General features: G+C 72.1%; 17 protein-coding genes and 1 pseudogene. 12 read left to right on the forward strand and 6 right to left on the reverse strand.

All coding sequences use genetic code 11. The features are described 5' to 3' along the window. Window positions 1-49: 49 nt before the first annotated feature. Window positions 50-760, forward strand: coding sequence for a Crp/Fnr family transcriptional regulator (locus ACZ7LT_RS27750; RefSeq protein ID WP_471238838.1), 711 nt, complete (start codon window positions 50-52; stop codon window positions 758-760). A gap of 109 nt (window positions 761-869) precedes the next feature. On the opposite strand, the gene ACZ7LT_RS27755 is transcribed toward ACZ7LT_RS27750, so the two are convergent. Next, window positions 870-2,099: a glycosyltransferase gene (locus tag ACZ7LT_RS27755; RefSeq protein ID WP_471238839.1), complete on the reverse strand. Its 1,230-nt coding sequence runs from the start codon at window positions 2,097-2,099 to the stop codon at window positions 870-872. A 93-nt stretch (window positions 2,100-2,192) separates the two neighbouring features. Continuing rightward, the gene (locus ACZ7LT_RS27760) at window positions 2,193-2,807 is read right to left on the reverse strand and encodes a flavodoxin family protein (protein WP_471238840.1); all 615 of its coding nucleotides are present in this window, start codon (window positions 2,805-2,807) and stop codon (window positions 2,193-2,195) included. 297 nt (window positions 2,808-3,104) lie between these two features. Between ACZ7LT_RS27760 and ACZ7LT_RS27765 the strand changes: the two genes are divergently transcribed. The 5 genes from ACZ7LT_RS27765 to ACZ7LT_RS27785 all read left to right on the forward strand — a co-directional run bounded on the left by ACZ7LT_RS27765 (window position 3,105) and on the right by ACZ7LT_RS27785 (window position 10,247). Continuing rightward, complete coding sequence (locus ACZ7LT_RS27765; RefSeq protein WP_471238841.1) at window positions 3,105-4,613, forward strand: aldehyde dehydrogenase family protein; 1,509 nt, start codon at window positions 3,105-3,107, stop codon at window positions 4,611-4,613. Beyond that, a complete protein-coding gene (locus ACZ7LT_RS27770; protein ID WP_471238871.1) occupies window positions 4,613-6,136 on the forward strand; it encodes a GMC family oxidoreductase in 1,524 nt (507 codons plus the stop codon). Before ACZ7LT_RS27765 ends, ACZ7LT_RS27770 begins: the two co-directional genes overlap by 1 nt. Beyond that, window positions 6,136-7,209 (forward strand): quaternary amine ABC transporter ATP-binding protein, encoded by a 1,074-nt coding sequence (locus ACZ7LT_RS27775; RefSeq protein ID WP_471238842.1) that lies wholly within the window; start codon window positions 6,136-6,138, stop codon window positions 7,207-7,209. Before ACZ7LT_RS27770 ends, ACZ7LT_RS27775 begins: the two co-directional genes overlap by 1 nt. Before the next feature lie 73 nt (window positions 7,210-7,282). Further along, on the forward strand, window positions 7,283-9,250 hold the full coding sequence (locus ACZ7LT_RS27780) for an ABC transporter permease subunit (protein WP_471238843.1): 1,968 nt from the start codon (window positions 7,283-7,285) through the stop codon (window positions 9,248-9,250). 1 nt (window position 9,251) lies between these two features. Beyond that, on the forward strand, window positions 9,252-10,247 hold the full coding sequence (locus ACZ7LT_RS27785; protein WP_471238844.1) for an ABC transporter substrate-binding protein: 996 nt from the start codon (window positions 9,252-9,254) through the stop codon (window positions 10,245-10,247). Window positions 10,248-10,308: 61 nt separating this feature from the next. Here ACZ7LT_RS27785 and ACZ7LT_RS27790 read toward each other — a convergent pair whose 3' ends face one another. From ACZ7LT_RS27790 to ACZ7LT_RS27800, 3 genes and pseudogenes are all read right to left on the reverse strand, one after another. Then, complete coding sequence (locus ACZ7LT_RS27790; protein WP_471238845.1) at window positions 10,309-10,650, reverse strand: hypothetical protein; 342 nt, start codon at window positions 10,648-10,650, stop codon at window positions 10,309-10,311. Window positions 10,651-10,719: 69 nt separating this feature from the next. After that, window positions 10,720-12,581 (reverse strand): annotated as a pseudogene (locus tag ACZ7LT_RS27795) (serine/threonine-protein kinase). Between the two features lie 49 nt (window positions 12,582-12,630). Further along, window positions 12,631-14,982, reverse strand: a complete 2,352-nt coding sequence (locus ACZ7LT_RS27800; RefSeq protein ID WP_471238846.1) for a phosphoketolase family protein — start codon at window positions 14,980-14,982, stop codon at window positions 12,631-12,633. Between the two features lie 147 nt (window positions 14,983-15,129). On the opposite strand from ACZ7LT_RS27800, the gene ACZ7LT_RS27805 reads away from it, so the two are divergent. The 5 genes from ACZ7LT_RS27805 to ACZ7LT_RS27825 all read left to right on the forward strand — a co-directional run bounded on the left by ACZ7LT_RS27805 (window position 15,130) and on the right by ACZ7LT_RS27825 (window position 23,318). Beyond that, window positions 15,130-16,608, forward strand: coding sequence for a glutamate-cysteine ligase family protein (locus ACZ7LT_RS27805; RefSeq protein ID WP_471238847.1), 1,479 nt, complete (start codon window positions 15,130-15,132; stop codon window positions 16,606-16,608). An 84-nt stretch (window positions 16,609-16,692) separates the two neighbouring features. Beyond that, window positions 16,693-18,750, forward strand: coding sequence for a DUF4139 domain-containing protein (locus ACZ7LT_RS27810; protein ID WP_471238848.1), 2,058 nt, complete (start codon window positions 16,693-16,695; stop codon window positions 18,748-18,750). A gap of 6 nt (window positions 18,751-18,756) precedes the next feature. After that, the gene (locus tag ACZ7LT_RS27815) at window positions 18,757-20,346 is read left to right on the forward strand and encodes a DUF4139 domain-containing protein (protein WP_471238849.1); all 1,590 of its coding nucleotides are present in this window, start codon (window positions 18,757-18,759) and stop codon (window positions 20,344-20,346) included. A gap of 171 nt (window positions 20,347-20,517) precedes the next feature. Then, window positions 20,518-22,707 carry a catalase/peroxidase HPI gene (gene katG, locus ACZ7LT_RS27820; protein WP_471238850.1) on the forward strand — a complete coding sequence of 730 codons (2,190 nt, stop codon included), beginning with the start codon at window positions 20,518-20,520 and terminating at the stop codon, window positions 22,705-22,707. 170 nt (window positions 22,708-22,877) lie between these two features. Beyond that, window positions 22,878-23,318: a nuclear transport factor 2 family protein gene (locus ACZ7LT_RS27825; RefSeq protein ID WP_471238851.1), complete on the forward strand. Its 441-nt coding sequence runs from the start codon at window positions 22,878-22,880 to the stop codon at window positions 23,316-23,318. 62 nt (window positions 23,319-23,380) lie between these two features. Here the strand turns inward: ACZ7LT_RS27825 and ACZ7LT_RS27830 are convergent, their stop codons facing one another. Then, window positions 23,381-24,172, reverse strand: coding sequence for a class I SAM-dependent methyltransferase (locus ACZ7LT_RS27830; protein ID WP_471238852.1), 792 nt, complete (start codon window positions 24,170-24,172; stop codon window positions 23,381-23,383). 152 nt (window positions 24,173-24,324) lie between these two features. On the opposite strand from ACZ7LT_RS27830, the gene ACZ7LT_RS27835 reads away from it, so the two are divergent. Continuing rightward, window positions 24,325-25,851, forward strand: a complete 1,527-nt coding sequence (locus ACZ7LT_RS27835) for a hypothetical protein (protein WP_471238853.1) — start codon at window positions 24,325-24,327, stop codon at window positions 25,849-25,851. Window positions 25,852-25,894 lie beyond the last annotated feature (43 nt).

Genomic DNA, 25,894 nt, shown 5'->3' on the forward strand with positions numbered 1-25,894 from the left:
TCGGCCGCCTGTCGTCAAGACATGGCATGACCAACGGGGAGGGGTTTCGGTGCAGCACGTTCGACTCGGCAAGTCTGCCCTCTATCTACACCTGCTGCAGAACATGGAAAACCGCAAGATCTCGTTGACCCCTATCAGCTTAGAGCGCGGCTACAACCTCTACACGTGCGGCGAGAGGATCGACGACCTCTTCCTCATCGTCCACGGCGGCATCAAACTCACCACAAGTGCCCACAGCGGCAAGGAATGTATCCTGGACATATGTAGGCGCGGTGACATACTCGGTGCCCTTTCACTGCTGCCTTCCGTCCATGAAGAATCCGCCACGGCAATGCTGGACAGCCGTGTACTGCGTATCAACCGGCGTGACTTCGTCCGCATCCTGCGCAGCGACCCCGATCTCTTCCAGAGCTGGAGCCAGCATCTCGCCCAGCGTATAAGGGAACGCGAAAGCACGATCAAGCATCTGGTCACCATGAAGTGCGAATACCGCCTCGCGGCGATCCTGCTCCACCTGTCCGACCGATTCGCTGGTCAGAAATCTCAGTGGCAGCACATCGACGCCCGGATCACGCACGACGAGCTCGCGGCCATGGTCGGGACGACCCGGTCGCGTATCGGATTCTTCCTCAAGAACTTCAACGGCCGCGGCCTGGTCAAGCGGTTGCCGGACGGCACACTGCTCATCAACTCGGGCACTATCTCCGACTTCCTCGCCACGGATCCGAACGAGGAAGAAGCCGAACTCCAGCACGCCTGAGCGGGAGCCGCGACGGCTCGTCGGCACGGGACTGCCGGCCCTTCACCCTCGTCCATTCCTCGGCGCCGTACGCCACCCGCGGCGGCGACCGGTGTGATGCCGCACGGCCTCAGCGGGCCGCGCGCTCGATGGCCTCCAGTACGGGCCGTACGCCGTCCTCGTCGGCCAGCCGGGCGGCCACGGCGCGGGCGCGTCGGCGATGGCCCGGGTCGCGGGTCGCGGCCGTCAGCGCGGAGGCGAGGCGGGCGGAGGTCACCTGTCGCAGCGGGATCGCGGCGGGCGCCACGCCGAGCCCGACCAGTCGGTCGGCCCAGAAGCCCGCGTCGAACTGAATGGGCACCGGCACGGCGGGAACTCCGGCGCGCAGACCGGCGGCGGTGGTGCCGGCGCCCGCGTGGTGGACGACGGCGGCCATGTGCGGGAAGAGGAGGCGGTGAGGGACGTCCCCGACGGTGATCATGTCGTCGCCGTCGACGCGCAGTCCGGCCCAGCCTTCCTGGATCACGCCGCGCAGGCCCGCCGCACGCAGCGCCTCGCGGATCTGGCCGCTGAAGCGGGACGGGTCAGGGACGGGGATGCTGCCCATGCCGATGAAGACCGGCGCGGGTCCGGCGGCGAGGAAGTCGCATAGGGAGGCGGGCAGTTGGGCGGTGCCGTCGAGCGGCCACCAGTAGCCCGTGATGTCCAGACCCGGCCGCCAGTCCCGCGGCCGGGGGGCGACGTGCGGGCTGTAGCCGTGCAGGACGGGCCAGCGGCGGCGCTCACGTGCCCGGCGCTGGGCCTGGAGGCTGCGGGGCGGCAGGCCGAGCCGCCGGCGCAGGGCGTGGGCGGCGGGGGCGTAGACCTGGTCGATGGCGAGGTTCACGCCATGCCCGGCCGCCTTGTTGGCGAGCGCGCCCCAGGAGCCGCCTCCCGTCATCGGCGGAGCGAACTGGCCCGTGGGGTGCAGGGGTTGCAGGTGGAGCCCGACGCTGGGCAGACCGAGCCCTTCGGCGATGGCGTACCCCAAGGGCACCACCGACCCGGACAGCAGGAGGATGTCGCGGCCCCGCGCGGCCTGGAGCAGCGCGTCCGTCATCTCCACGGCCAGGGCCCTGGCCATAGCCGCCACCCGCACCAGCTTCCCCGGCCCGGTCCCGCTCCGGTGCAGGGTCCTCCCCCGCTCCGACCGCAGTTCGGCCCGCGGATCGATGGGCAGCGGATGAAACCCGGCCCTGGTGGCGGAGACCAACGGCCCGAATCGGCCGTGCGTCACGACGGTGACCTCGTGCCCGGCGTCCACCAGCCCTTCGGCGAGCCCGGTGAAGGGCGCCACGTCCCCCCGCGAACCAACCGTCATGATCGCTACTCGCACGATCCCTCAGTATGAAGCCCGGCGCTGCCCCGAACCAGAGGGCGCGCGCGGCGCGCGGGGGCGCGCTCTGGTGGGCCGTCAGCTGGGCGGATACGAGGCGCCCTTGAGGCGGCGCGCGAGGTGGGCGGCGTTGGCGGCGAGGGTGGCCGTGGTGGCGGCGGTCTTCTCGGGGGTGTCGTCCAGGTCCTGGTAGTCGGTGCCGTGCATGGCCTCGCCGACCCAGTAGGTGACCGCGTTCGCGGGCAGGGTGAAGCCGACGTCGCTCAGGCCCTGGAAGAGATCGGCGCTGACCTTGTGGGCGCCGTCCTCGTTGCCGACCACGCAGACGCCCGCGACCTTGCCGTAGGTGAGCATGCGGCCTTCGTCGTCGGTCTCGGAGAGCTCGGCGTCCAGGCGCTCCAGCACCCGCTGGGCGAGGCTGGAGGGGTGCCCCAGCCAGATCGGGGTGGACAGGATGAGGATGTCGCAGCCCAGGATCGTGTCCCGGATCTCCGGCCACGCGTCTCCGTCGCCCATGTCGGTCTTCACCCCGGGTTTCACGTCGTGATCCACGACACGGATCACCTTCCCGGTCACTCCGTGCCGGCCGAGGGCGGTCATGGTCTGTTCGGCCAGCAGCTGCGAGCTTGAGCGGGCGGGGGACGGCGAGAGGGTGCAGACGAGTGCGACGGCACGGAGCGGTGTGTGATCCATGGTCTCGCTGCTGCCCCGCTCCCCGTGCTTCTACCGCTTCCGCGGCGAAATCCACTCGCACGTCCCGGGCGTCGCCGCCCATCGCGGCGGCCACATTTCGCGGCCGGTGCCGTCGGATCTGTCGATCCGCCCGTATGTGACGCGGGACACTCGATTTCCGCCCTCCCAGGCCACGGAAAGTGAAACAGATCACTCTCCGTGAACTTTTGCGCATGGTTCGCCAGGCACGGGGCAGGCGGCCAGATCGCCGGGGCCGCCCGGCAGGGGGGATCAAAGGAACGAAAGGCCATACGCGACGTGTCCGCAGCACAACAGACCATCCACGTGGGCGGAGAGTGGCGAGCAGCCGCCTCCGGCGCCACGCGCGAGATCATCGACCCCGTCGACGCGACCGTCTTCGCGGTCGTGTCGGAGGGCGGTGCCGCGGACACGGACGACGCCGTGGCCGCCGCCCGTGCCGCGTTCGACGACGGTGCCTGGCCGCGTACGCCGGTCGCCGAGCGCGCCGCGCTCCTGCGGCGCGTCGCCGACCTGCTGGAGCGCGACCGTGAGCGGATCGGCGCGCTGGAGAGCCAGGACGCCGGCAAGACCCTGGAAGAGGGCCGCGTCGACGTCGACTGCGTCCGTGACGCCTTCCGCTACTTCGCCGACCTCGTCATGAACGAGAGCGGTGGGCGGGTCGTGGACGCCGGCTCCGACGAGATCCACAGCGTCGTCGTGCACGAGCCCGTCGGCGTCTGCGCCCTGATCACGCCGTGGAACTACCCGCTGCTCCAGGCCAGCTGGAAGATCGCGCCCGCGCTCGCCGCCGGCAACACCTTCGTGATCAAGCCGAGCGAGATCACCCCGCTGACGACCGTCGCGCTGATCGAGCTGCTGATGGAGGCCGGGCTGCCGCTGGGCGCCGCGAACATCGTCACCGGCCCCGGCGACACCGTCGGCGCCCGGCTCGCCGAACACCCCGACGTGGACCTCATCTCGTTCACCGGCGGTCTCGTCAGCGGTACGAAGGTCGCCCGGGCGGCCGCCGACACCGTCAAGAAGGTCGCCCTCGAACTCGGCGGCAAGAACCCCAATGTCGTCTTCGCCGACGCCTGCGCGACCCCGGAGGGCTTCGACACCGCCGTCGACCAAGCGCTCAACGCCGCGTTCATCCACAGCGGTCAGGTCTGCTCCGCCGGTTCCCGGCTCATCGTCGAGGAGTCGCTGCGCGAGCGCTTCGTCGCCGAACTCGCCCGCCGGGCCGAGCTGATCCGGCTGGGGCGCGGCACGGACGAGGGTGTCGAGTGCGGCCCGCTGGTCTCCGCCGCCCAGCTCGCGCGGACCGAGGAGTACGTCGCCTCCGCGCTGAAGGAGGGCGCGGTCCTGCGCGCGGGCGGCGAGAAGCCCGAGGGCCCCGGCTTCTTCTACCGGCCCACCGTCCTCGACCGCTGCAACCGCCGTATGCGCGTCGTCCGCGAGGAGATCTTCGGCCCCGTCCTCACGGTCGAGACCTTCCGCACCGAGGACGAGGCCGTCGCCCTCGCCAACGACACCGAGTACGGCCTCGCCGGAGCCGTGTGGACCTCCGACGCGGGCCGCGCCCGCCGCGTCGCCGGCCGGCTGCGCCACGGCACCGTGTGGATCAACGACTTCCACCCGTACCTGCCGCAGGCGGAATGGGGCGGCTTCGGGAAGTCCGGCATCGGCCGCGAGCTGGGCCCCACGGGTCTCGCCGAGTACCGCGAGGCCAAGCACATCTACCAGAACCTCGCTCCGCGCCCCGTGCGCTGGTTCGCGGGCCGAGCGGAGAAGGACCGCGCATGATGAACGACCACACCCTGTACGACTACGTCGTCGTCGGCGGCGGCACCGCCGGATCGGTGATCGCCTCCCGGCTGACCGAGGACCCGGACGTCACCGTCGCCGTCATCGAGGGCGGCCCCAGCGACGTCGGCCGCGACGACGTGCTCACGCTGCGCCGCTGGCTGGGCCTGCTCGGCGGCGAGCTGGACTACGACTACCCCACCACCGAGCAGCCGCGCGGCAATTCGCACATCCGCCACAGCCGCGCCCGCGTGCTCGGCGGCTGCTCCTCGCACAACACCCTGATCGCGTTCAAGCCCCTGCCGTCCGACTGGGACGAGTGGGCTGCGGCCGGCGCCGAGGGCTGGGACGCGGCCGCCATGGACCCGTACTTCGCCAGGCTGCGCAACAACATCGTGCCCGTCGACGAGGCGGACCGGAACGCGATCGCCCGTGACTTCGTCGACGCGGCGCAGACCGCGCTCGGCGTGCCGCGCGTCGAGGGGTTCAACAGGCAGCCGTTCCACGAGGGGGTCGGCTTCTTCGACCTCGCCTACCACCCGGAGAACAACAAGCGGTCCTCCGCCTCGGTCGCGTACCTGCATCCGTTCCTGGACCGGCCGAACCTGCACATCGCCCTGGAGACCTGGGCGTTCCGCCTGGAGCTGGAGGGCACCCGCGCCACCGGAGTGCACATCCGTACCAAGGACGGCGCGGAGCATGTCGTACGGGCCCGTCGGGAGGTCCTGGTGTGTGCCGGGGCCGTGGACACCCCGCGGCTGCTGCTGCACTCCGGCATCGGGCCGCGCGCCGACCTGGAGAAGCTCGGCATCCCCGTCGTGCACGACCTGCCGGGCGTCGGCGAGAACCTGCTCGATCACCCCGAGTCGGTGATCGTCTGGGAGACCCACGGGCCGATCCCGGAGAACTCCGCGATGGACTCCGACGCCGGACTGTTCGTCCGCCGCGACCCGGAGGCGGAGGGACCCGATCTGATGTTCCACTTCTACCAGATCCCCTTCACCGACAACCCCGAGCGCCTGGGCTTTGAGCGGCCCGCGCACGGCGTGTCGATGACCCCCAACATCCCCAAGCCGCGCAGCCGCGGCCGGCTGTACCTGACGAGCGCCGACCCCGAGGTCAAGCCCGCCCTGGACTTCCGCTACTTCACCGACCCGGAGGACTACGACGGCCGGACCCTCGTCGACGGCATCCGCATCGCCCGCGAGATCGCGGCGAGCGAGCCGCTGGCCGGCTGGTTGAAGCGGGAGGTCTGCCCCGGCCCCGAGGTGACCTCCGACGAGGAGCTGAGTGAGTACGCGCGGAAGGTCGCGCACACCGTCTACCACCCGGCGGGTACGTGCCGGATGGGTGCCGCCGACGACGAACTGGCCGTCGTCGCGCCCGACTTGAGGATCCGTGGCCTGGACGGCATCCGGATCGCCGACGCGTCCGTGTTCCCCACCATGACCGCCGTCAATCCGATGATCGGCGTCCTCATGGTCGGGGAGAAATGCGCGGACCTACTGGGAGGTAAAGCCTGATGAACACGCCGACCGCACCGCATACACCCCCTTCCGTGTTCGCCGTACGCGACCTGTGGAAGGTCTTCGGCCCGAAGGCCGACCGCGTCCCCGCCGACGCGGAGCTGGGCGCCCTCGACGCGGCCGGGCTGCGCGCGCGCACCGGCTGCACCGCCGCCGTACGCGACGTCTCCTTCGACGTCCGCAAGGGCGAGGTCTTCGTGGTCATGGGCCTGTCCGGCTCGGGCAAGTCGACCCTCGTCCGCTGCCTGACCCGGCTCATCGAGCCGACCTCGGGCTCGATCTCCATCGACGGCGAGGATGTGTTGTCGATGGACGCCGGACGGCTGCGCGAACTGCGCCGGCACCGGGCGGCGATGGTCTTCCAGCACTTCGGGCTGCTGCCGCACCGCTCGGTGCTGGACAACGTCGCCTACGGGCTGGAGATCCAGGGTGTGGGGCGCGCCGAACGGCGCGAGCTGGCGGCGGAGTTCGTCACCAAGGTCGGCCTCGACGGCATGGAACACCGCAGGCCGGGCCAGCTGTCCGGCGGTCAGCAGCAGCGCGTCGGGCTGGCCCGGGCGCTCGCCGTGGACCCCGAAGTCCTGCTGTTCGACGAGCCGTTCAGCGCGCTGGACCCGCTCATCCGCCGTGACATGCAGGAGGAGGTCGTACGCCTGCACCGGGAGGAGGGGCGCACGATGGTCTTCATCACGCACGACCTGAGCGAGGCGCTGCGGCTCGGCGACCGGATCGCGCTGATGCGCGACGGCCGGATCGTGCAGCTCGGCACGCCCGAGGAGATCGTGGGATCGCCCGCGGACGACTACGTACGCGACTTCGTCCGGGACGTACCGCGCGAGCAGGTCCTGACCGTCCGGGCGGCCATGCGCCCCGCGCGGTCCACCGAGTCCGAGGCGGGCCCGGCGCTCGCCCCGGACGCCACCGTCCACGAGGCCATCGAGGCCGTTGCCCGCACGGGCGAGACCGCGCGGGTCGTCCAGGACGGCCGCTGTCTGGGCGTGGTCGACCACGCGGCCCTGCTGGGGGTCGTGGCAGGGGTCGCGGCCCCGGCCGGAAAGGCGGCCGCCTGATGTACGCACACACGACCTGGCCGCCGCCGGGCCGCCCGGCACACCATGACCGCCGTGGCCGGAGGTGGGGCCGATGACCGCCACCGTCACCCCCGCCACCGGGGCGGCCACGACCGCCACCGGCACCGGCGCGCTGCGCGCCTTCGCCCGGGACCGCCGCCTGCCGATCGCGGCCGGCGCGTTGGTCGCGCTCGTCCTCGGCGCCCTCCTCCTGGGCGGCGGCGGCTGGCCCGCCGCGCTCACGGTCGACCTGTCCGGGCCGCTCGGCACCACCAACGACTGGATCATCGACAACCGCGACAGCCACCCGCTGTTCCTGTACGGCCTCGGACACGTCAGCAACGCCGTCGTGCTCTCCGTACGCGCCGTCTATCTGGTGCTGCTCGCCCTCGGCTGGGCCGGCGTCACCGCCGCGGCCGGGCTGGTCGCCTGGCGCGTGGCGGGCGCCCGGCTCGCGCTGGTCGCGGTCGCCGCCTTCGGGGCGTGCGGACTGCTAGGCATGTGGGTGCCCACCATGCAGACGCTCGCCCTGATGGTGGTCGCCGTCGGCGCGTCCGTCCTGCTGGGCGGGGTCCTCGGGCTCGCCGCCGGTGTCTCGGACCGTACGCACCGGATCCTGCGGCCCGTCCTCGACACCATGCAGGTGCTGCCGGCGTTCGCCTATCTCCTGCCGGTCGTGCTGGTCTTCGGCATCGGTGTGCCGGCCGCCGTCCTCGCCACCGTCGTCTACGCCGCCCCGCCCATGGCCCGGCTCACCGCGCTCGGACTGCGCGGCGCGAACGCCGGGGTGATGGAGGCCGCCGCCTCCCTGGGCGCCACCGCCCGGCAGCGGCTGCTCACCGCCCGGCTGCCGCTGGCCCGCAAGGAACTCCTCCTCGGCGTCAACCAGTCGATCATGATGGCGCTGTCGATGGCCGTGATCGCGTCCGTGATCGGCGCGGGCGGCCTCGGCGACCGCGTCTACCAGGCGCTCGCCTCCGTCGACGTCGGAGCGGCGCTCGCCGCGGGCGTCCCGATCGTGCTGCTCGCCATCGTGCTCGACCGCGTCACCGCCGCCGCGGGCGAGCGGATCGGTGCGGATCCGGCGCGCCACGCACGGCTCGGCTGGGCCGTCGCGGCTGTGGCCACCGCCGTCGTCGCCGTGGCGGGTCGCCTGTCCGGCCGGCTCGGCTGGCCCGAGGCCTGGACGGTGGACATCGCCCCGGCGGTCAACACGGCCGTCGACTGGATGACCGCCCACCTCTACTCCGGCGTGCCCGTGATCGGCGGCACCGCCGACTGGGCCGGCCGCTTCACCACCTGGGTCCTCGACCCGGTCCGCGGCGGCCTGCAGTGGCTGCCCTGGTGGGCCGTGCTGGTGACCGTCGGTGTGCTCGCCCTGCTCATCGGCACCTGGCGCACGGCGGCGACCGCCGTCGCCGCGATGGCCGGGATCGGCGTGCTCGGTGTCTGGGACCCGGCGCTCGACACGCTGTCCCAGGTCCTGGCCGCCGTCGCCGTGACGCTGGTGCTCGGCTTCGCCGTCGGCATCGCCGCGGCCCGCAGCGCCCGGCTGGCCCGCGCGCTGCGCCCCGTCCTGGACGTCTTCCAGACGATGCCGCAGTTCGTCTACCTCATCCCCGTGGTGGCGCTCTTCGGTGTCGGCCGCGCCCCGGCGGTCGCCGCCGCCGTGGTCTACGCGCTGCCCGCGGTGGTGCGGATCACCACCCAGGGCATGCGGGCCGTGGATCCGGCCGCCATGGAGTCGTCGCGTTCGCTGGGCGCGACCGGGCGGCAGCAGCTGTTCCAGGTCCAACTCCCCCTGGCCCGGCCAGCTTTGCTGCTGGCCGTCAACCAGGGCGTGGTCCTCGTCCTCGCCGTCGTCGTCATCGGCGGCCTCGTGGGCGGTGGGGCGCTCGGTTACGACGCGGTCTTCGGCCTCGCCCAGGGCGACCTGGCGACCGGTCTCGTCGCCGGTGCGGCCATCGTCGGCCTCGGCCTGATGCTCGACCGGGTCACCCAGCCCACGGAACGCCGAGACCCTGCCGGAAAGGGGGCCTGAGATGGCTCGCAACCGCACCCGCATCCCTACCCGCGCGCGCACCCGTACGCGCTTCGCCGCCCTGGCCGCCGCCGTCGCGCTCACGGCCCTCACCGGCTGCGGCGCCGCCGACATGACCACCCAGGCCTCCCCGTACGCCGACGCGAAGAGCTCGCGGACGGTGACCCTGTCCGTGCAGTCCTGGGTCGGCGCGCAGGCCAACGTCGCCGTCGCCCAGTACCTCCTGGAGCGGGAGCTCGGCTACCGCGTCGACACCGTCCAGATCGACGAGGTCCCCGCCTGGGACGCGCTCAGCCAGGGCCGGGTGGACGCGATCCTGGAGGACTGGGGCCATCCGGATCAGGAGCAGCGGTACATCGACGACAAGGGGACCATCAAGCGCGGTGGCGACCTCGGGGTGACCGGCCACATCGGCTGGTTCGTGCCCACGTACTTCGCGAAGGAGCACCCGGACGTCACCGACTGGAGGAACCTCGACAAGTACGCCGACACCTTCCGCACGGCGGAGAGCGGCGGCAAGGGACAGCTCCTGGACGGCTCGCCGTCGTACATCACCAACGACAAGGCGCTGGTGAAGAACCTGGACCTGGACTACCAGGTCGTCTTCTCGGGCTCGGAGGCGGCGCAGATCACCCAGATCAAGCAGTTCGCCAAGGAGAAGAAGCCGTTCCTGACCTACTGGTATAAGCCGCAGTGGCTGTTCGAGAAGGTCCCGATGACGGAGGTGAAGCTGCCGCCGTACAAGGAGGGCTGCGACGCCGACCCGAAGAAGGTGGCCTGCGCCTACCCCCACACGCCGCTGCAGAAGTTCCTCAACGCCCGCTTCGCGGACGGCGGGGGTGACGCCGCCGCCTTCCTGAAGAAGTTCCGGTGGACGACGGACATGCAGAACGACGTGGCGCTGATGATCGCGGAGCAGAAGCTGTCACCGCAGGAGGCGGCGCGGAGGTGGGTCGAATCCAACGAGGCCACCTGGCGGACCTGGCTCCCGTCGTGACGCGCGGGTGCGGTGGGCCCGGCATGCGCCGGGCCCGCCGCACCGGCGGCCTGGCGCGGCCCTAGGCTCTGTCGGCCGCCGCCTCGACGGTCTTCGCGGACGTGGCCAGCTCCACCACCGCCTTCAGGCTCAGGCCCGGTGCCGCCTCACGCAGCGCCTTGATCGCGGCGAGGGAGTCGGCGGGGCCGGTCACGCCCGCCGCGTCGAGCCGCTCGCGCACCCAGCGGGCCCGCAGCCGCTCCGGCGGGACGGCCACGGCGTCCCGCACGATGGCCAACGCCCGCTCCAGCCCGGCCCGCTCCTCCGGCGCGGCCCCCTCCAGCGCGTCGCGGACGGCTGCCTCGATGCCGTCCGCGTCCCGTACCACGATTGTCTGCACTTCCGGCTTCGCGATTCCGAACATGCGGCGATCCTCCGCCCGTGCCGGTGCGTAGGACAAGCGAGTTGAGGATCCTCAGAGGTCGGGCATGCTCTAGCTCAGCCTCGTCCAGCGCTGCGAGGCCTCCCCGGCGCACGTGGCCGTCACCAGGCCGCTGCTCATGCCCAGGTCGAGGCAGCCGCCGCCGTAGTCGGCCCGCAGGCTGCCGTTCGAGCCCGTGCGCCACAGCCGGCTGGCGTCATCGGAGCAGTCGCCCACGAAGACGGCCTGGCCGAGACCGTTGGAGTACAGACACCCGCCGGTCTGCCGGTTCTCGAGCTTGAAGCTGCCGTCCGGCCCGCTCCGCATGGTCCACCGGGCGGTCGAGTCGGAGCACGACCCGTGGTCGGAGGAGCCGTAGACCTGGACGATGCATCGGCCGTTGTCGCCGTTGCGGTAGCGGTAGGTGCCCGAGGTCGGAGGCTTGGACGCCGTGGGCTTGGCACCGCCGGGGGTACCCGAGGCCCCCGTGCCGGTGGAGGTGCCGGGGGTGCTTGAGCCGGTGGAGGTGCCGGAGCCCCCTGAGGGTCCGGAGCCGTCCGAGCCCCTGGAGGCGGCGCTTCCGCCGGAGCCGTCCTGGGTGCCGGTCGCGGCGCCTGCGCCCGCCGTGACCTGGGTCCCGCCGGCGCCCGCGCTCTGGCCCTTGTCGTCCCCCTGGCCCTTGTCCTGGTCCTTGGGCGGCGACGTGGCCGGTGACGCCGTACCGGGCAGGGTGCCGCCCTTCGTCGGCGGCGTCGGGTCGGCGGGTGCCGAGACTGACGAGGACGCGGTGCCGCCCGCCTGGTTTCCGGGGGCCGACGTGTGCGGCAGGTTCTGGACGACGAGGGTCGTACCGCCCGCGACCACGACGACGGGGACGACGGCGAGGACGACGCGCGTACGGCGGCGACGTTCGGGCCGCTCGGTTCGTTCGCGAACTTCCGGACGAGCCTCGGACTTCGGATCCGCGTCCGGCTCCGCGTTTTCGCCCGCGAGCGGGAGTGTCGGTACGTCGATCTCCTCACGTCCGCGGCGAACGCGGCCCGCTCGGAGAGCCGCCCGCTGATCGCCGCCGGCCACAGCGGGGCACTGAACGGGCCCTTCTGCGCGGCGCGTTCGAGGAGTTCCGCGGCGGTGGGACGGCCCTCGGGGTCCTTGGCGAGGCAGGCCGCGACGACCTCGGCGAGGTCCGGCGCGAGAGCCCGCAGGGGCTCCAGGTCCGGCTCCTCGTGGACGATGCGGTACAGCACGCCGTGCCCCGACTCGTCCCCGAAGGGCGGCCGCCCGCACGCCGCGTAGGCGAGGACCGAGCCCAGCGCGAACACATCGGCGGCGCCGGTCAGTCCCTTCGTCCCCGAGGCCTGTTCGGGCGCCATGTAGGCGGGTGTGCCGACGACCATGCCGGTCTTGGTCAGCTGGCTCTGTTCGGCGGCGCGGGCGACGCCGAAGTCGATGAGGGTGAGACCGTCGAGGGTCAGCATGACGTTGGACGGCTTGATGTCCCGGTGCACCATCCCGAGCGCGTGCACCGACGCCAGCCCGGCCGCCGCCTCCCGCAGCAGCAGCCACAACGCTTGCGCGGGCAGCGGGGCGCCGTGCAGGTCGACGGCCTCCCTCAGCGTGATCCCCGGGACGTACGCGGTGGCGAACCACGGCGGCCGCGCGGTGCGGTCGCTGGCGAGCAGCGGTGCGGTGGTCTCGGCGGGCAGCCGGGCGATGTTGTCCAGCTCGTGCCCGAAACGGCGCAGGAAGTCCTTGTCCTCGCCGACGACCGAGGCCAGCAGCTGCTTGACGGCGACGTACCGGCCCTCGTGGACCCCGAGGTACACCCGCCCCATGCCTCCGGCGCCGAGCCGGCCCACCAGCGGAATCGCCCCGATCCGCGGCGGATCCTCCGCCTCCAGCGGCTCGGCTCCGCTCCCCCTCAGCTTCACCACGTCTCCACGTCTGCCCCGTCAGAATTGGAATCCGGTTCCAGAATCTAATCTAATTCCAGGCCCAGTCGGCGACTTCGGGGAGGTCCGTGCCGTGTTCACGGATCCAGGCGTGGTGACGGGTACGGGCGTCCGCCATGGCCTGGCGTACGCCCACGGCACGCACCCCGAGCCCCGGCACGCGGTCGATGACGTCCATGACGAGCCGGTAGCGGTCGAGGTCGTTGCTGACCACCATGTCGAAGGGCGTGGTGGTGGTGCCCCTCTCCTTGTAGCCGCGGACGTGGAGGTGGGCGTGGCCGGTCCGGCGGTAGGCGAGGCGGTGCACCAGCCAGGGGTAGCCGTGGTACGCGAAGATCACGGGCTTGTCCGGGGTGAAGAGCGCGTCGTACTCGGCGTCGGTCATGCCGTGCGGGTGCTCCCCCTGGGGCATGAGCCGGGTCATGTCCACGACGTTGACGACTCGGACGGAGAGGTCGGGCAGATGGTCGCGGAGCAGTCCGGCGGCCGCCAGGACCTCCTGGGTGGGCACGTCGCCCGCGCAGGCGAGGACCACGTCCGGGTCGCGCGTGCCGTCCTCGGTGCCCGCCCACTCCCACACCCCCGCGCCCCTGGCGCAGTGGACGCGGGCCTCGTCCAGGGAGAGCCAGTCGAAGCAGGGCTGTTTGCCGGCGACGATCACGTTCACGTAGTCGCGGCTGCGCAGGACGTGATCCGCCACCGACAGCAGTGTGTTGGCGTCCGGGGGCAGGTAGACGCGGACGACCTCGGGGCTCTTGTTGAGCACGTGGTCGACGAAGCCGGGGTCCTGGTGGGAGAAGCCGTTGTGGTCCTGCCGCCAGACATGTGAGGTCAGCAGGTAGTTCAGGGACGGGACGGGCGCGCGCCAGTGCAGGGTGCGGGCGGTCCTGAGCCACTTGATGTGCTGGTTGACCATGGAGTCGACGATGTGGACGAAGGCTTCGTAGCAGGAGAAGAGTCCGTGGCGGCCGGTGAGGACGTAGCCCTCCAGCCAGCCCTGGCAGGTGTGTTCGGAGAGGATCTCCATCACCCGGCCGTGCCGGTCGAGGTGTTCGTCGGTGTCCGCGGTCCGCTCCTGCCACGCCTTGCCGCTGGCCTCGTACACCGCCTGGAGGCGGTTGGACGCGGTCTCGTCCGGCCCGACGAGCCGGAAGTCACGGCGGTCGGCGGTGGCGGTCATGACGCCTTCCAGCAGGTCGCCGAGGACCGTGGTCGGCTCGTGCCGGGTACGGCCCGGCTCGTCGACGGGGACGGCGAAGCGTTCGAGCGGCGGGAGGGGAAGCTCGCGGGTGAGCAGACCGCCGTTGGCGTGCGGTGTCGCGCCCAGCCTTCGCCGGCCCTCCGGTACGCAGGCCAGGACGTCGGCCCGGGCCCGGCCGCGCTCGTCGAAGAGGTCATCGGGGCCGTACGAGCGAAGCCACTGCTCCAGCTGTGCCAGGTGGTCCGGGTTGTCCCGCACCCCGGCCAGGGGCACCTGGTGCGAGCGCCAGGTGCCTTCCACCGGCAGACCGTCGACCTCCGCCGGGCCGGTCCAGCCCTTGGGCGTCCGCAGTACGATCACCGGCCAGCGCGGACGCCCGGCCGGACCACCGGAGCGCGCTGTCCGCTGGATGGCGCGGATGCGGTCGAGTGCGGTGTCCATCGCGTCGGCCATCGCGCGGTGCACGTCGTGCGGGTCGTCGCCGGTGACGTACAGGGGGTCGTGACCGTATCCCCGCAGCAGCTCGTCCAGCTCCCCCTCCGGCAGCCGGGCCAGCACGGTCGGGTTCGCGATCTTGTAGCCGTTGAGGTGGAGGACGGGCAGCACCGCTCCGTCGCGCACCGGATCGAGGAACTTGTTCGAATGCCAGGAGGCGGCGAGGGGCCCGGTCTCCGCCTCGCCGTCGCCGATGACGCAGGTGACCAGCAGGTCCGGGTTGTCGAGCGCGGCGCCGTAGGCGTGCGACAGGGAGTAGCCGAGCTCGCCGCCCTCGTGGATGGAGCCCGGTGTCTCGGGCGCGACATGGCTGGGGACGCCGCCGGGGAAGGAGAACTGCCGGAACAGCCGGGCCATGCCGGCCTCGTCCCGGGTCACGTCCGGGTACACCTCGCTGTAGCTGCCTTCGAGCCAGGAGTTGGCGAGGACGGCCGGTCCGCCGTGCCCGGGGCCCCAGATGCACAGGGCGTCGAGTCCGTGCTGTCCGATGACCCTGTTCAGATGGGTGTACACCAGGTTGAGCCCGGGTGAGGTGCCCCAGTGCCCCAGCAGCCTCGGCTTGATGTGCGCCGGCTCCAAGGGCCCCCGCAGCAGCGGGTTGTCCATCAGGTAGATCTGTCCGACGGACAGGTAATTGGCTGCCCTCCAGTGGGCATCGAGCCTGGCCAGCTCCTCGTCGCTCAGCATCTCGTCCCGTCCTTCCTGTGGCGGCCCTTCTTCGACTGTGTACGCCTTCCCCGGAACTCTCCGGACGACAACCTGCGGTGGTTGCGGCGCCCGGGGAGTGGGACGCTGAAGGTGGGAATCCGTACCGAGGAGACTCGGGAGGCCCGAATGGGACGCGATGTCCCGGCGCTGGTGTTCACCCGTGACGACCGTCGCCAGTTCCGGAACAAGATGCACATGTGCCTCGACGTGTTCGCGCGGATGCTGCGGGAGTCGCGCTTCGACTTCGAGCGGCCGCAGGTCGGCCTGGAGATCGAACTGAACCTCGTGGGCTCCGCCGCCGAGCCCGCCATGCGCAGCACGGACGCCCTGGAGGCGATCGCGGATCCGGCCTGGTCGAGCGAGCTGGGCCGGTTCAATCTGGAGATCAACGTCGCACCGCGGCGGCTCACCGCCGGAGGCCCCGACTCCTGGGAGCAGGAGATCCGGGACGCGCTCAACCACGCCGAGGAGAAGGCCGCGGCGATCGGCGCGCATCTGATCATGATCGGGATCCTGCCGACGCTGGAGCTGAAGGACGTGGGTCTGGCGGCGCTGTCGGAGAATCCGCGGTACCACCTGCTGAACGAGCAGATCTTCGCCGCGCGGGGCGAGGACCTGTTGATCGCGGTGGACGGCATCGAGCGGCTGAGGACGTACGCGGACACGATCACGCCGGAGGCGGCGTGCACCAGCACCCAGTTCCACCTACAGGTCTCCCCGGACGAGTTCGCGGACTACTGGAACGCCGCGCAGGCCATCGCCGGGGTGCAGGTGGCCTTGGCGGCGAACTCCCCGTTCCTCTTCGGCAAGGAGCTGTGGCGCGAGACGCGTATCCCGCTGTTCGAGCAGGCCACCGACACCCGCCCGGACGAGATCAAGGTGCAGGGGGTGCGGCCCCGGGTGTGGTTCGGCGAGCGGTGGATCACCACCGTCTTCGACCTCTTCGAGGAGAACGCGCGCTTCTTCCCGGCGCTGCTGCCGCTGTGCGACGACGAGGACCCGCAGGAGACGCTCGAAGGCGGGGGGACCCCCGGTCTGGCCGAGCTCACACTGCACAACGGGACGATCTACCGCTGGAACCGCCCCGTCTACGCCGTCGTCGACGGCGTACCGCATCTGCGGGTGGAGAACCGCGTACTGCCCGCCGGTCCCACGGTGGCCGACGTGCTGTCGAACGGCGCCTTCTACTACGGGCTGACCCGCGCCCTGGTCGACGAGGACCGGCCCGTCTGGTCGCGGATGTCGTTCTCGGCCGCGGAGGACAATCTGCACGCCGCGGCGCGGCACGGCATCGACGCGGAGCTGTACTGGCCGGGGATGGGCGAGGTCCCGGTGACCGAGCTGGTGCTGCGGCGCCTGCTGCCGCTGGCCCACCGGGGTCTGGAGCTTTGGGGCATGGACGCGGCCTGGCGGGAGCCGCTGCTGGGGATCATCGAGCAGCGGTGCGTCAGCGGCCGCAACGGCGCGGTGTGGCAGTCGGAGATGTTCCACCACCTCCACGACGTGATCCACGCCGACCGGCACCAGGCGCTGCGGCGGATGACTCAGCAGTACATCGACTACATGCATCTGAACGCGCCGGCGCACACCTGGCCGGTCGAGTGATCCCCGTACCCGGGGGTCCAGGGATCGCGCGGACCGTTCGGGCGTAGGCTTCGCTCGGTACGGACGCGTGGGGGGCGGGGGCGCATGACGGCTGAGGCAGCACACAAGTGGGGTTCGACCCTCGATTCGGTCGTGGTGTACGCGCAGGGCGCGCTCTGCCGCCGCCTGGCCCGGGGCAGCGTGCCGCCGGACGGCCGGCTGCGGGTGACGGGACTGCCCCGCTCGCTGGACCCGGGCTCACTGCGGGCCCGTGTCCTGGGAGCCCCCGGGATCCGGGTCACCGAGGCCCGGGTGGAGGCCGAGGCCGAGCCGCTCGGGACCGGCGCGCCGGACGACGTACGGCGTGAGGTCGAGCGGCTGCGTGACGCGTACGCGGCGGCACAGGGCCGCCGGGACCGGCAGCTGGGCCTGATCGAGGAGGTCAGGGGTCTGCGACCGGTACCGCCGCCCCGCAAACGCGACGACGGGCACCGCCGCACCCCTGCCGACGCGTGGCTGGAGCTCGCCGACTTCGTCGACGAGCGGCTGACGGGACTGCACGGCCGCCTCGTCGAGCTGGAGGAGGCGCTGCTCCGCGCCGGGCATGAGCTCTCTGTCGCCGAGGACGCGCTCGCCCGCGCCTCCACCGACGCACCGTCAGCGCACGTGGAGACGACGGTCTGTGCGGTCCTGACCCTCGACGGCGCCGCCGGTGACGCGGAGGTGGAGCTGGAGTTGGAGTACGGGGTGCCGGGCGCCGTCTGGGTGCCGGCGTACCGTCTCACGCACCGTCAGGGAGATGGCACCGGCCGTCTGGTGCTGCGTGCCTCGGTCGCCCAGCGCACCGGCGAGGACTGGACCGGTGTGCGCATCGCCCTGGCCACCGCCGACCTTCGGCGCCGCACCGACCTGCCGCGGCTCCGCTCGGTCCGGATCGGACGCCGGCAGTCCGCCCCCGCGCCGTCCGGCTGGCGTGAGCCTCCGGCGGGGCTCGCCGACCTGTTCGCCGGGTTCGACGCGGCGGGTCCTCGCCCTGCCACGACCGGCGCACCCGGGGCTGCCAGGGTGGGCTCCGCGCCCGGCTCCGCGCCGCCGCCCCCGCCGGCGCCCCAGGGCTACGGCGCGCCGCCGGAGGCCGTCGGCGGCGGGCTGTCCGACTTCGCGCAGCGGGCCCCGTCCCGCCCGGCCGGCAGGCCGCGTACCGCCGACATGTCCTTCGCGGGCGCCCCCGCCGCCATGCCCCCGGCGGCTCCCGGCCGCGCCGCGCCGCCACCGCCCACGGGCCCCGCGGCACCTGGCGCCGCGCCACCGCCGCCGCTGTCCGGTCCTCCGCAGCCCAGTGACGCCGAGCTCGACTACGCCGCCCTCGTCCTGTCGGGCCCCGAGGAGCCGGGCGGTCGCCGAGGCCGGCTGTTTCCCGACGCTCCCACGGACGCCGTGGCCGCCGAGTACCGCCGCCGCGCCGAAGCGGTGGCCGCGCTGCCGCTGCCCGGACACGCCGTGCGGCCCCGCGCGTCGGCGGGCTCCTTCGACCACCGCTTCGATGCCGTAGCCCGCGCCGACGTTCCGTCGGACGGCACCTGGCACACCGTCACCGTCGGCGAGATCCCGGTAGGCCTGCGCACCGAGTACCTCTGCGTGCCGTCCGTGGAGCAGACCGTGTACGCGACGCTGGTGCTCTCCAACGCCACCGACCAGGCGCTGCTGGCCGGCCCGGTGGAGGTCACCGTCGACGACGACTTCCTGCTGACCGCCGCGCTGCCCACGCTCGCCCCCGGCGGTGTCCGCCGGGTCGGGCTCGGGCCGGCCGACGGTGTCCGTGTCACCCGCCGTACGCACCTGCGCGAGTCGACCTCGGGCCTGCGGGGCAACACCACCGTCCTCGACCACAGCGTCCATGTGGAGCTGGCCAACCGGCTCGCGAGGCCCGTCACCGTCGAGATCCGGGAGCGGGTGCCGGTCGCCTCCGAACCGGACGTCCGGATCGAGGAGCGGGCCGACTGGACGGCGCCCGAGGTCGGCGCCGGGCCCGAGGACCATGCCCCGGGCACCCGCGTCTGGCGGGTGGACCTGCCCGCCGGCGGCACCGCTGCCCTCGACGGCGGCTACCAGATCCGTATCCCGGCCGGCAAAGCCCTGGTCGGCGGTAACCGCAGGAGCTGACACCCCATGTCCACGGCACCCATGTCCACGGCATCCACCGCCACGGCACCGCAGCCGATCGCCCTCCCCGTCACCGCCGTCACCTGCCTGGAGGACCGCGCCCACGTCGAGCGTGCCGTCGTGCTCGACCTGGCCGCCGGGGTCCAGCGGCTGCGGCTGGGACCGATCAGCGCGCTGGCCGTCGATCGTACGCTCCATGCCGAGCTGACCGCCGACCACCCGGCGACCGTGCTCGACGTACGGATCGTCCGCACCTGGACACCGCGCGAGCCGGTGCCGTCCGCCGACGACTCCGCCCTGCGCCACCGCGTGCACACCCTGGAGGAGGAGCGGCTCGCCCTGGAGCAGCGGCGCGACCGGCTGCACGCCCGCCTCGACCTGCTCGGCCGGCTCGCCGCCGATGTGCTGCGGGAGATCGGCGAAGGCGCCGGCTCCGGGGAGAGCGAAAGGGCCCGCTGGGCCCGCGAACTGGACCGGGTGGACGCCGAGCGCGACACGTACGGCGAGCAACTGCGCGCCGTGGAGGCCCGGTTGGCCGCCCTCGCCGCCGAGCTCGGCGAGACCTGGCGGGCCATGGCCCTCACCGAGGACGAGCCCGCCGAGCTGGTCGGTCATGTCGAGCTGACCGTGGAGGCCGCGGTCGCCGGGCCGGTCGGGCTGCGCCTGAGCCACCTCACCCCGTGTGCGCTGTGGCGGCCCGCGTACCGCGCCGTGCTCGACGGTGACTCCATGACGCTGGAGACCGACGCGATGGTCTGGCAGCGCACCGGCGAGGACTGGTCGGACGTACGGCTGACGCTGTCGACGGCCCGGTCGGCGTCGGCCACCGAGCCACCGCGCCTCGCCGAGGACCGGCTGACGCTCAGGGACCGCTCGGCCGCGGAGCGCCGCACGGTCGACGTCGAGCTGCGCGAGGAGGAGATCGGGGACCTCGGCCCGGTCCCGGTGCTCGGCCTGCCGGGGGTGGACGACGGCGGCGAGGCGCGGGTCCTGACCGCCCCCGCACCGGTCTCCGTGCCCGGCGACGGCCGCGCCCACCGGGTGCCGCTCTCCGTCTTCACCACGGCCGCGAGCAGTGAGTACGCCTGCTCACCCGAGGTGTCGCCGCTGGTCACCCAGGTGGTGCGGTTCGACAACCGGTCCGGTCATGTGCTGCTCGCCGGGCCCGTGGACCTGGTCCGCGGCAGCGGCTTCAGCGGCCGCGGCACGCTGGACTTCACCGCTGCCGGCGCCCTGGTCGAGCTCGCCTTCGGCAGCCGCGACGACCACCGGGTGGTCCGGCAGACCGAGGAGTCCCGCGAGTCCGCCGGGATCACGCAGCGGACCGTGGTCACCCGCACCGTCCGGCTGAACCTGTCCCGCTTCTCCGCCCCCGGGGAGCACGGCGAACGGGTGGTCGTCCTCCGGGAGCGGATCCCTGTCTCCGAGGTCTCGGCGGTGGAGGTACGTCTGCGCGAGGAGGCCTGTTCCCCGGCGCCCGACGCGCTCGACGCCGAAGGCATCGCCCGCTGGAACGTCACCCTCCCACCCGGCGGCCGCCGCACGGTCACGCTGGTGTACGAGCTGTCGGCGAGCTCCAAAGTCGCCGGGCTCTGAGCTTCTCCGGGGCCCGCGGGAAATGGGTGAGACCGGTAAAATAGGTTCGGACTTTTGACCGCTTGTTACGCGCGGGTGCCCTGCGTGTTCTCATAGCGGTGCGGTCTGCGGTGCGCGACCATACGGACGCAGCGAGCAGAAGGAAACACCGCGACAGGAAGAAGGACTGACGTGTCCGGCAGCGAAAGCGAGAACCCGGTAATTCCCTCCCCGGCCCCCACGGCGACCCGGCCCAAGACGAACCGGGACTGGTGGCCGAATCAACTGGACCTTCAGGTTCTCCACCAGCACTCGCCCCGGTCCAATCCGATGGGCGAGGACTTCGACTACGCAGAGGAGTTCGCCACCCTCGACGTGGACGCGCTGAAGCGGGACGTCTTCGAGGTGATGACGACGTCGCAGGAGTGGTGGCCTGCCGACTACGGCCACTACGGGCCGCTCTTCATCCGGATGAGCTGGCATGCCGCGGGGACGTACCGCATCGCCGACGGCCGGGGCGGCGGCGGCTCCGGCGCTCAGCGCTTCGCCCCGCTCAACAGCTGGCCGGACAACGCCAGTCTGGACAAGGCGCGCCGTCTGCTCTGGCCGGTCAAGAAAAAGTACGGCCGGAAAATCTCCTGGGCCGACCTTCTGGTTTTCGCCGGAAACTGCGCCATGGAATCGATGGGGTTCAAGACGTTCGGGTTCGGCTTCGGACGAGAGGACATCTGGGAGCCGGAGGAAATCTTCTGGGGTCCCGAGGACACCTGGCTCGGAGATGAGCGCTACAGCGGCGACCGGGAACTCGCCGGTCCTTTCGGCGCCGTACAGATGGGACTGATCTACGTCAATCCTGAGGGCCCCAACGGAAACCCGGATCCGATGGCTGCCGCCCGGGACATTCGCGAGACGTTCGGCCGTATGGCGATGAATGACGAGGAGACGGTCGCTCTCATCGTCGGCGGCCACACATTCGGCAAGTGCCATGGTGCGGTCGATCCCTCGTACATCGGTCCGGAACCCGAGGCCGCCCCCCTCGAGCAGCAGGGCATCGGCTGGCGGAACACGCACGGCCGCGGCATGGGCGTGGACACGCTCACCAGCGGGCTCGAAGGCGCATGGACCACCGAGCCGACGAAGTGGGACAACGGATACCTGAACAATCTGTTCACGTACGACTGGGAGCTGACGACGAGCCCCGCCGGTGCGAAGCAGTGGAAGCCCACGGATCCCTCGGCCCAGGGCACGGTCCCGGACGCTCATGATCCGTCGAAGCGGCACGCTCCCATGATGCTGACGACGGACCTCTCGCTGAAGCTGGACCCGATCTACGGGCCGATCTCGAAGCGCTTCCACGAGAACCCGGACGAGCTCGCGCTGGCGTTCGCCAAGGCGTGGTACAAGCTGCTGCACCGCGACATGGGTCCCCTCTCGCGCTACCTCGGCCCATGGGTCCCCGAGCCGCAGCTGTGGCAGGACCCCGTCCCCGAGGTCGATCACGAGCTGGTCGGGGACAGCGACATCGCCGCACTCAAGAGCAAGATCCTCGACGCGGGACTGTCCGTCTCCCAGCTGGTCACCACCGCTTGGGCGGCGGCGGCGAGCTTCCGCGGCACCGACAAGCGCGGCGGGGCCAACGGGGCCCGGCTTCGGCTCGCGCCACAGAAGGACTGGGAGGTCAATGCCCTGCCCGAGGTCGCCGAGGTGGTGCGGACCCTGGAGCAGATCCAGCAGGACTTCAACACCTCACAGACCGGCGGGACGAAGGTCTCACTCGCCGACCTGATCGTCCTGGGCGGGTGCGCGGGTGTGGAGCGGGCCGCGAAGAACGCCGGTCATGACATCACGGTCCCGTTCGCCCCGGGGCGCACGGACGCCTCGCAGGAACAGACGGACGTGGAGGCGTTCGCCGTACTCGAACCCCGGGCGGACGGCTTCCGCAACTACCTGCGGGCCGGGGAGAAGTTGTCGCCGGAGACCCTCCTGCTGGACCGCGCCAACCTGCTGAACCTGACCGCTCCCGAGATGACGGTTCTCGTCGGCGGCATGCGGGCCCTGAACACCGGCTTCGGGGGATCCTCGCACGGCGTCTTCACCCACCGGCCGGAGACTCTCACCAACGACTTCTTCGTCAACCTGCTCGACATGGGCACGGAGTGGAAGGCGTCGACCTCGACGGAGAACGTCTTCGAAGGCCGGGATCGCGCCACGGGTGAGGCCAAGTGGACGGCCACCGCCGTCGACCTCGTCTTCGGATCGAACTCCCAGCTACGGGCGGTCTCGGAGGTCTACGCGTCCGAGGACGCGGGAGAGAAGTTCGTGCGCGACTTCGTGGCGGCGTGGGACAAGGTGATGAACCTCGACCGCTTCGACCTCGCCTGATCCGCTGTCCCGGTCGGCCGCTCGCCGGCCGGCCGGGACTCGGGTGGCCGCCCATTACCCCTGAGGTAATCGACCGCACTCCCCTCGCCCGGCAGGATCAGGCACGTCAGCGGGGAACCCCCGCCGAGATCCCACCGCCGAGATCCGGCCGCAGCTGCGAGGAGAGCGCCATGACCGTCACGCCCCCTGCCTCCACCACGAGTTCCGTCGCCGAGGCCACCCGGGCCGTCGTACAGGAGTTCCTCGCCGCCCGGCTCGCCGGGGACACCGGGCGGCTCGTCGCACTCTTCGCCGACGAGGTCGACTGGGTGCTCGCCGAGAACCCCAACGTCCCGTGGATCCGCCCGCGGTCCACGGCCGCCGAATGCGCCGCGCAGTTCACGGAGTTGATGGACCACACCGTGCCCGAGGACGCCCGCGCCTCGGTCGACACCTTCCTCGTCGACGGCACCGACGCCGTCCTGATGGGGCACGTGTCGGGGACCGCACGCGCCACGGGAAGGCCCTTCGAGGGCCCGTTCGCACTGCACCTCACCGTCGAGGACGGCCGGATCACCCGGCACCGCCTCTACGAGAACAGCCTGTCGATCGCCGAGGCCTGCGCCCCCTGAAGGCGCTCATGCACCCCCTGCCGGCGCAAGGGACATGTGCCGGAAGCCGGCGTAGCGCGCCATCACGCCGCGTGGGTGACGCGGAGCTTCGACTGGCCGTGCGGCAGCCGCTCCCAGTCGTCCATGAAACGGGCCGTCAGACCGTGCCGCGCGGCCAGCCGGATCAGGGTCTCGGTGCGGTAGTAGAAGTCCTCGCCCAGGACCTGGTGCTCGCGCGTCTCCGTACGGTCGTAGGTGAAGTCGAAGAAGCCGCCGGGCGCGAGGATTCGTCCGACGTGTGCGAGGCATTCGTCGATGATCTCCAGCGGCGAGTGCGAGAAGACGCTGTGGGCGTGCACGACCGTGAACGCGGCGTCGGGCAGGAAGTCCAGCTTGAGGTCGTCGACCGGCGTAAGGTACGGCAGCTTGTGCTGAAGGCCGTAGCGGACGAGGGTCTTCTTGGCCTCGATGAGGATGTCGGGCGAGATGTCGATCCCGTAGTAGTGGCCCGGCTCCAGATGGTCGATGAACCGCCAGCCTGCCCGCAGGTTGCCGCAGCCGATCTCCAGCAGCCGGTCGTTCGGCCGCAGCCCATGCTCCCGCAGGTAGTCGAACTGCATCTGCCCGATCGCCAGCCAGCGCTCACGCGAGGGCGCGCCGCCGACCGCCGCCTCCGGGCTTCGCGCGGTGTCCGACGCCATCACCGCCCGGTAGTACGCGACATGGCCGCCACGGTGGCGTAGCCGCAGCCACGCGTTCCGGCTCACGCGACGCAGATGGGGCACCACGCGGCGGGGATGCCGCAGGGCGTACCGCACCTTATGGCCGATCCGTGAGCGGTTCACCGACAGGCGGGATGCGGCTCCTTGCTGCATGACGACCTCCGTGCCGTCCGTGGGACACCCCTTCACGGATGCTATCCATGGAGCGACGCCCAGGCTGGGAGCTCACTCGTTCGGAATGCGTGTTGCGCCGAGTGCCGCGCCGGCCCGGGCGGCCGGCCGTGGCCGGCGGCAGCCTGGCTGCCATGCCGGACAAGGGCGTGATCAGCGAGGTACGGGCCGGTGCGGCGGGCGGGGCATGGCAGGGACCGTCCGCCGGGACGGCCCCGAGGAATCCTCTGCCGCTGCTCGCAGCGGTCTCCGCCGCCTTCGCACTCGTCCATCTCGCGCTGATCGCTCCTGGTCTCGGGCTCGGCTGGGACGAGTCGGTGTACGTCAGCCAGGTGAGCCGGCAGGCACCGGCGGCGTTCTTCAGCGCGCCGCGCGCCCGGGGCATCACCTACCTCGTCGCCCCCCTCACGGCGCTGACCACCTCCGTCGCGCCGCTCCGCGTCTACCTGGCCCTGCTGGCGGGCTGCGGGCTGTTCCTCGCCCTGTGGGCGTGGCGCCGGCTGCTGCCCCCGCCCGTTCCGGGCGTCGCGGGCGGACTGTTCGCCGGCCTGTGGATCACGATGTTCTACGCCTCGCAGGCGATGCCCAACCTGTGGGTCGCCTACGGGGCGCTGGCCGCGGTCGGCTGCTTCCTCCGGGCCGTACGGGACCCTGGAGACCGGTGGGCGCCCGCCGGCCTGGCCGCCGCGGTGGCGTTCGCCGCGCTGATGCGCCCGACGGACGGGGTGTGGCTCGCCCTGCCGCTCGCCGTCGCCTCCGTGGTGATGAGGGCCCGGCGGCGGGGGCTCCTGCTGCTCGCGCTCGCCGCCGGCCTGGCCGCCGGGTGCGCCGAATGGATCGTCGAGGCGTACGTCTCGTACGGCGGCCTCGCCGCCCGTCTCGACCGGGCCAGCGAGATCCAGGGCCGGCTCGGCTGGTACTTCTCCGTCGACGACCATGCGCGCGCCCTCGGCGGACGCACGCTGTGCCGCCCCTGCGACGTGCCCTGGCGGTACCCCGCCGCGGCGCTGTGGTTCCTCGCGCTGCCGCTGCTCGTGGCGGCGGGTGTGCGGGCCGCCGTCCGCGCCCGCCGCCACCACACGGAACTGGTGGTGGCGACGGTGGTCGGTGCGGTACTGGCCGCGCCCTACCTGTTCACCGTCGGCTACGCGGCCCCGCGTTTCCTTCTGCCCGCCTACGCGCTCCTCGCCCTGCCCGTCGCGTACGCCCTGCTCCGGGCCTGCCGGCCCCGGCCGCGCGGGCGGCGGATCGTGGTCGGGCTTGTCGCCGTGGCCCTGGTCGCGCACCTGGCGATCCAGTACCGGCTGGCCGACAGCACGGCCGACCGCGTGCGACGGGACACGGCCGACCTGGAGCGCGTCGTGGCCGACCTGCACGCCCTGGGCGTGCGCCCGCCGTGTGTGGTCAGCGGGGTGGAGTCGATCCGCGTGGCCTTCCGCGCCGGCTGCGCCTCCCGCCAGCCCTACGGCCCCAACAAGAGCATCACGCCGGAGGAACTCCTCGCGACGGCGCTGACCCGACCGGTCGCGATCCTGGTGTCGGACGGGGCCCGGCCCCCCTCGTACGCCCGTGGCTGGTCCGCCCATCCGGTGCCGGACCTGGGCAACCGGACGGGGCTGCGCGCCTACGTGTCCGGCGTGCGGCGACCGGGGCGTCAATGACGGCCGCACCACATGGGGGCGAGGGCCTTCCGCCGTCGGGACG

The sequence above is a fragment of the Streptomyces sp. NPDC039465 genome (assembly GCF_055639315.1).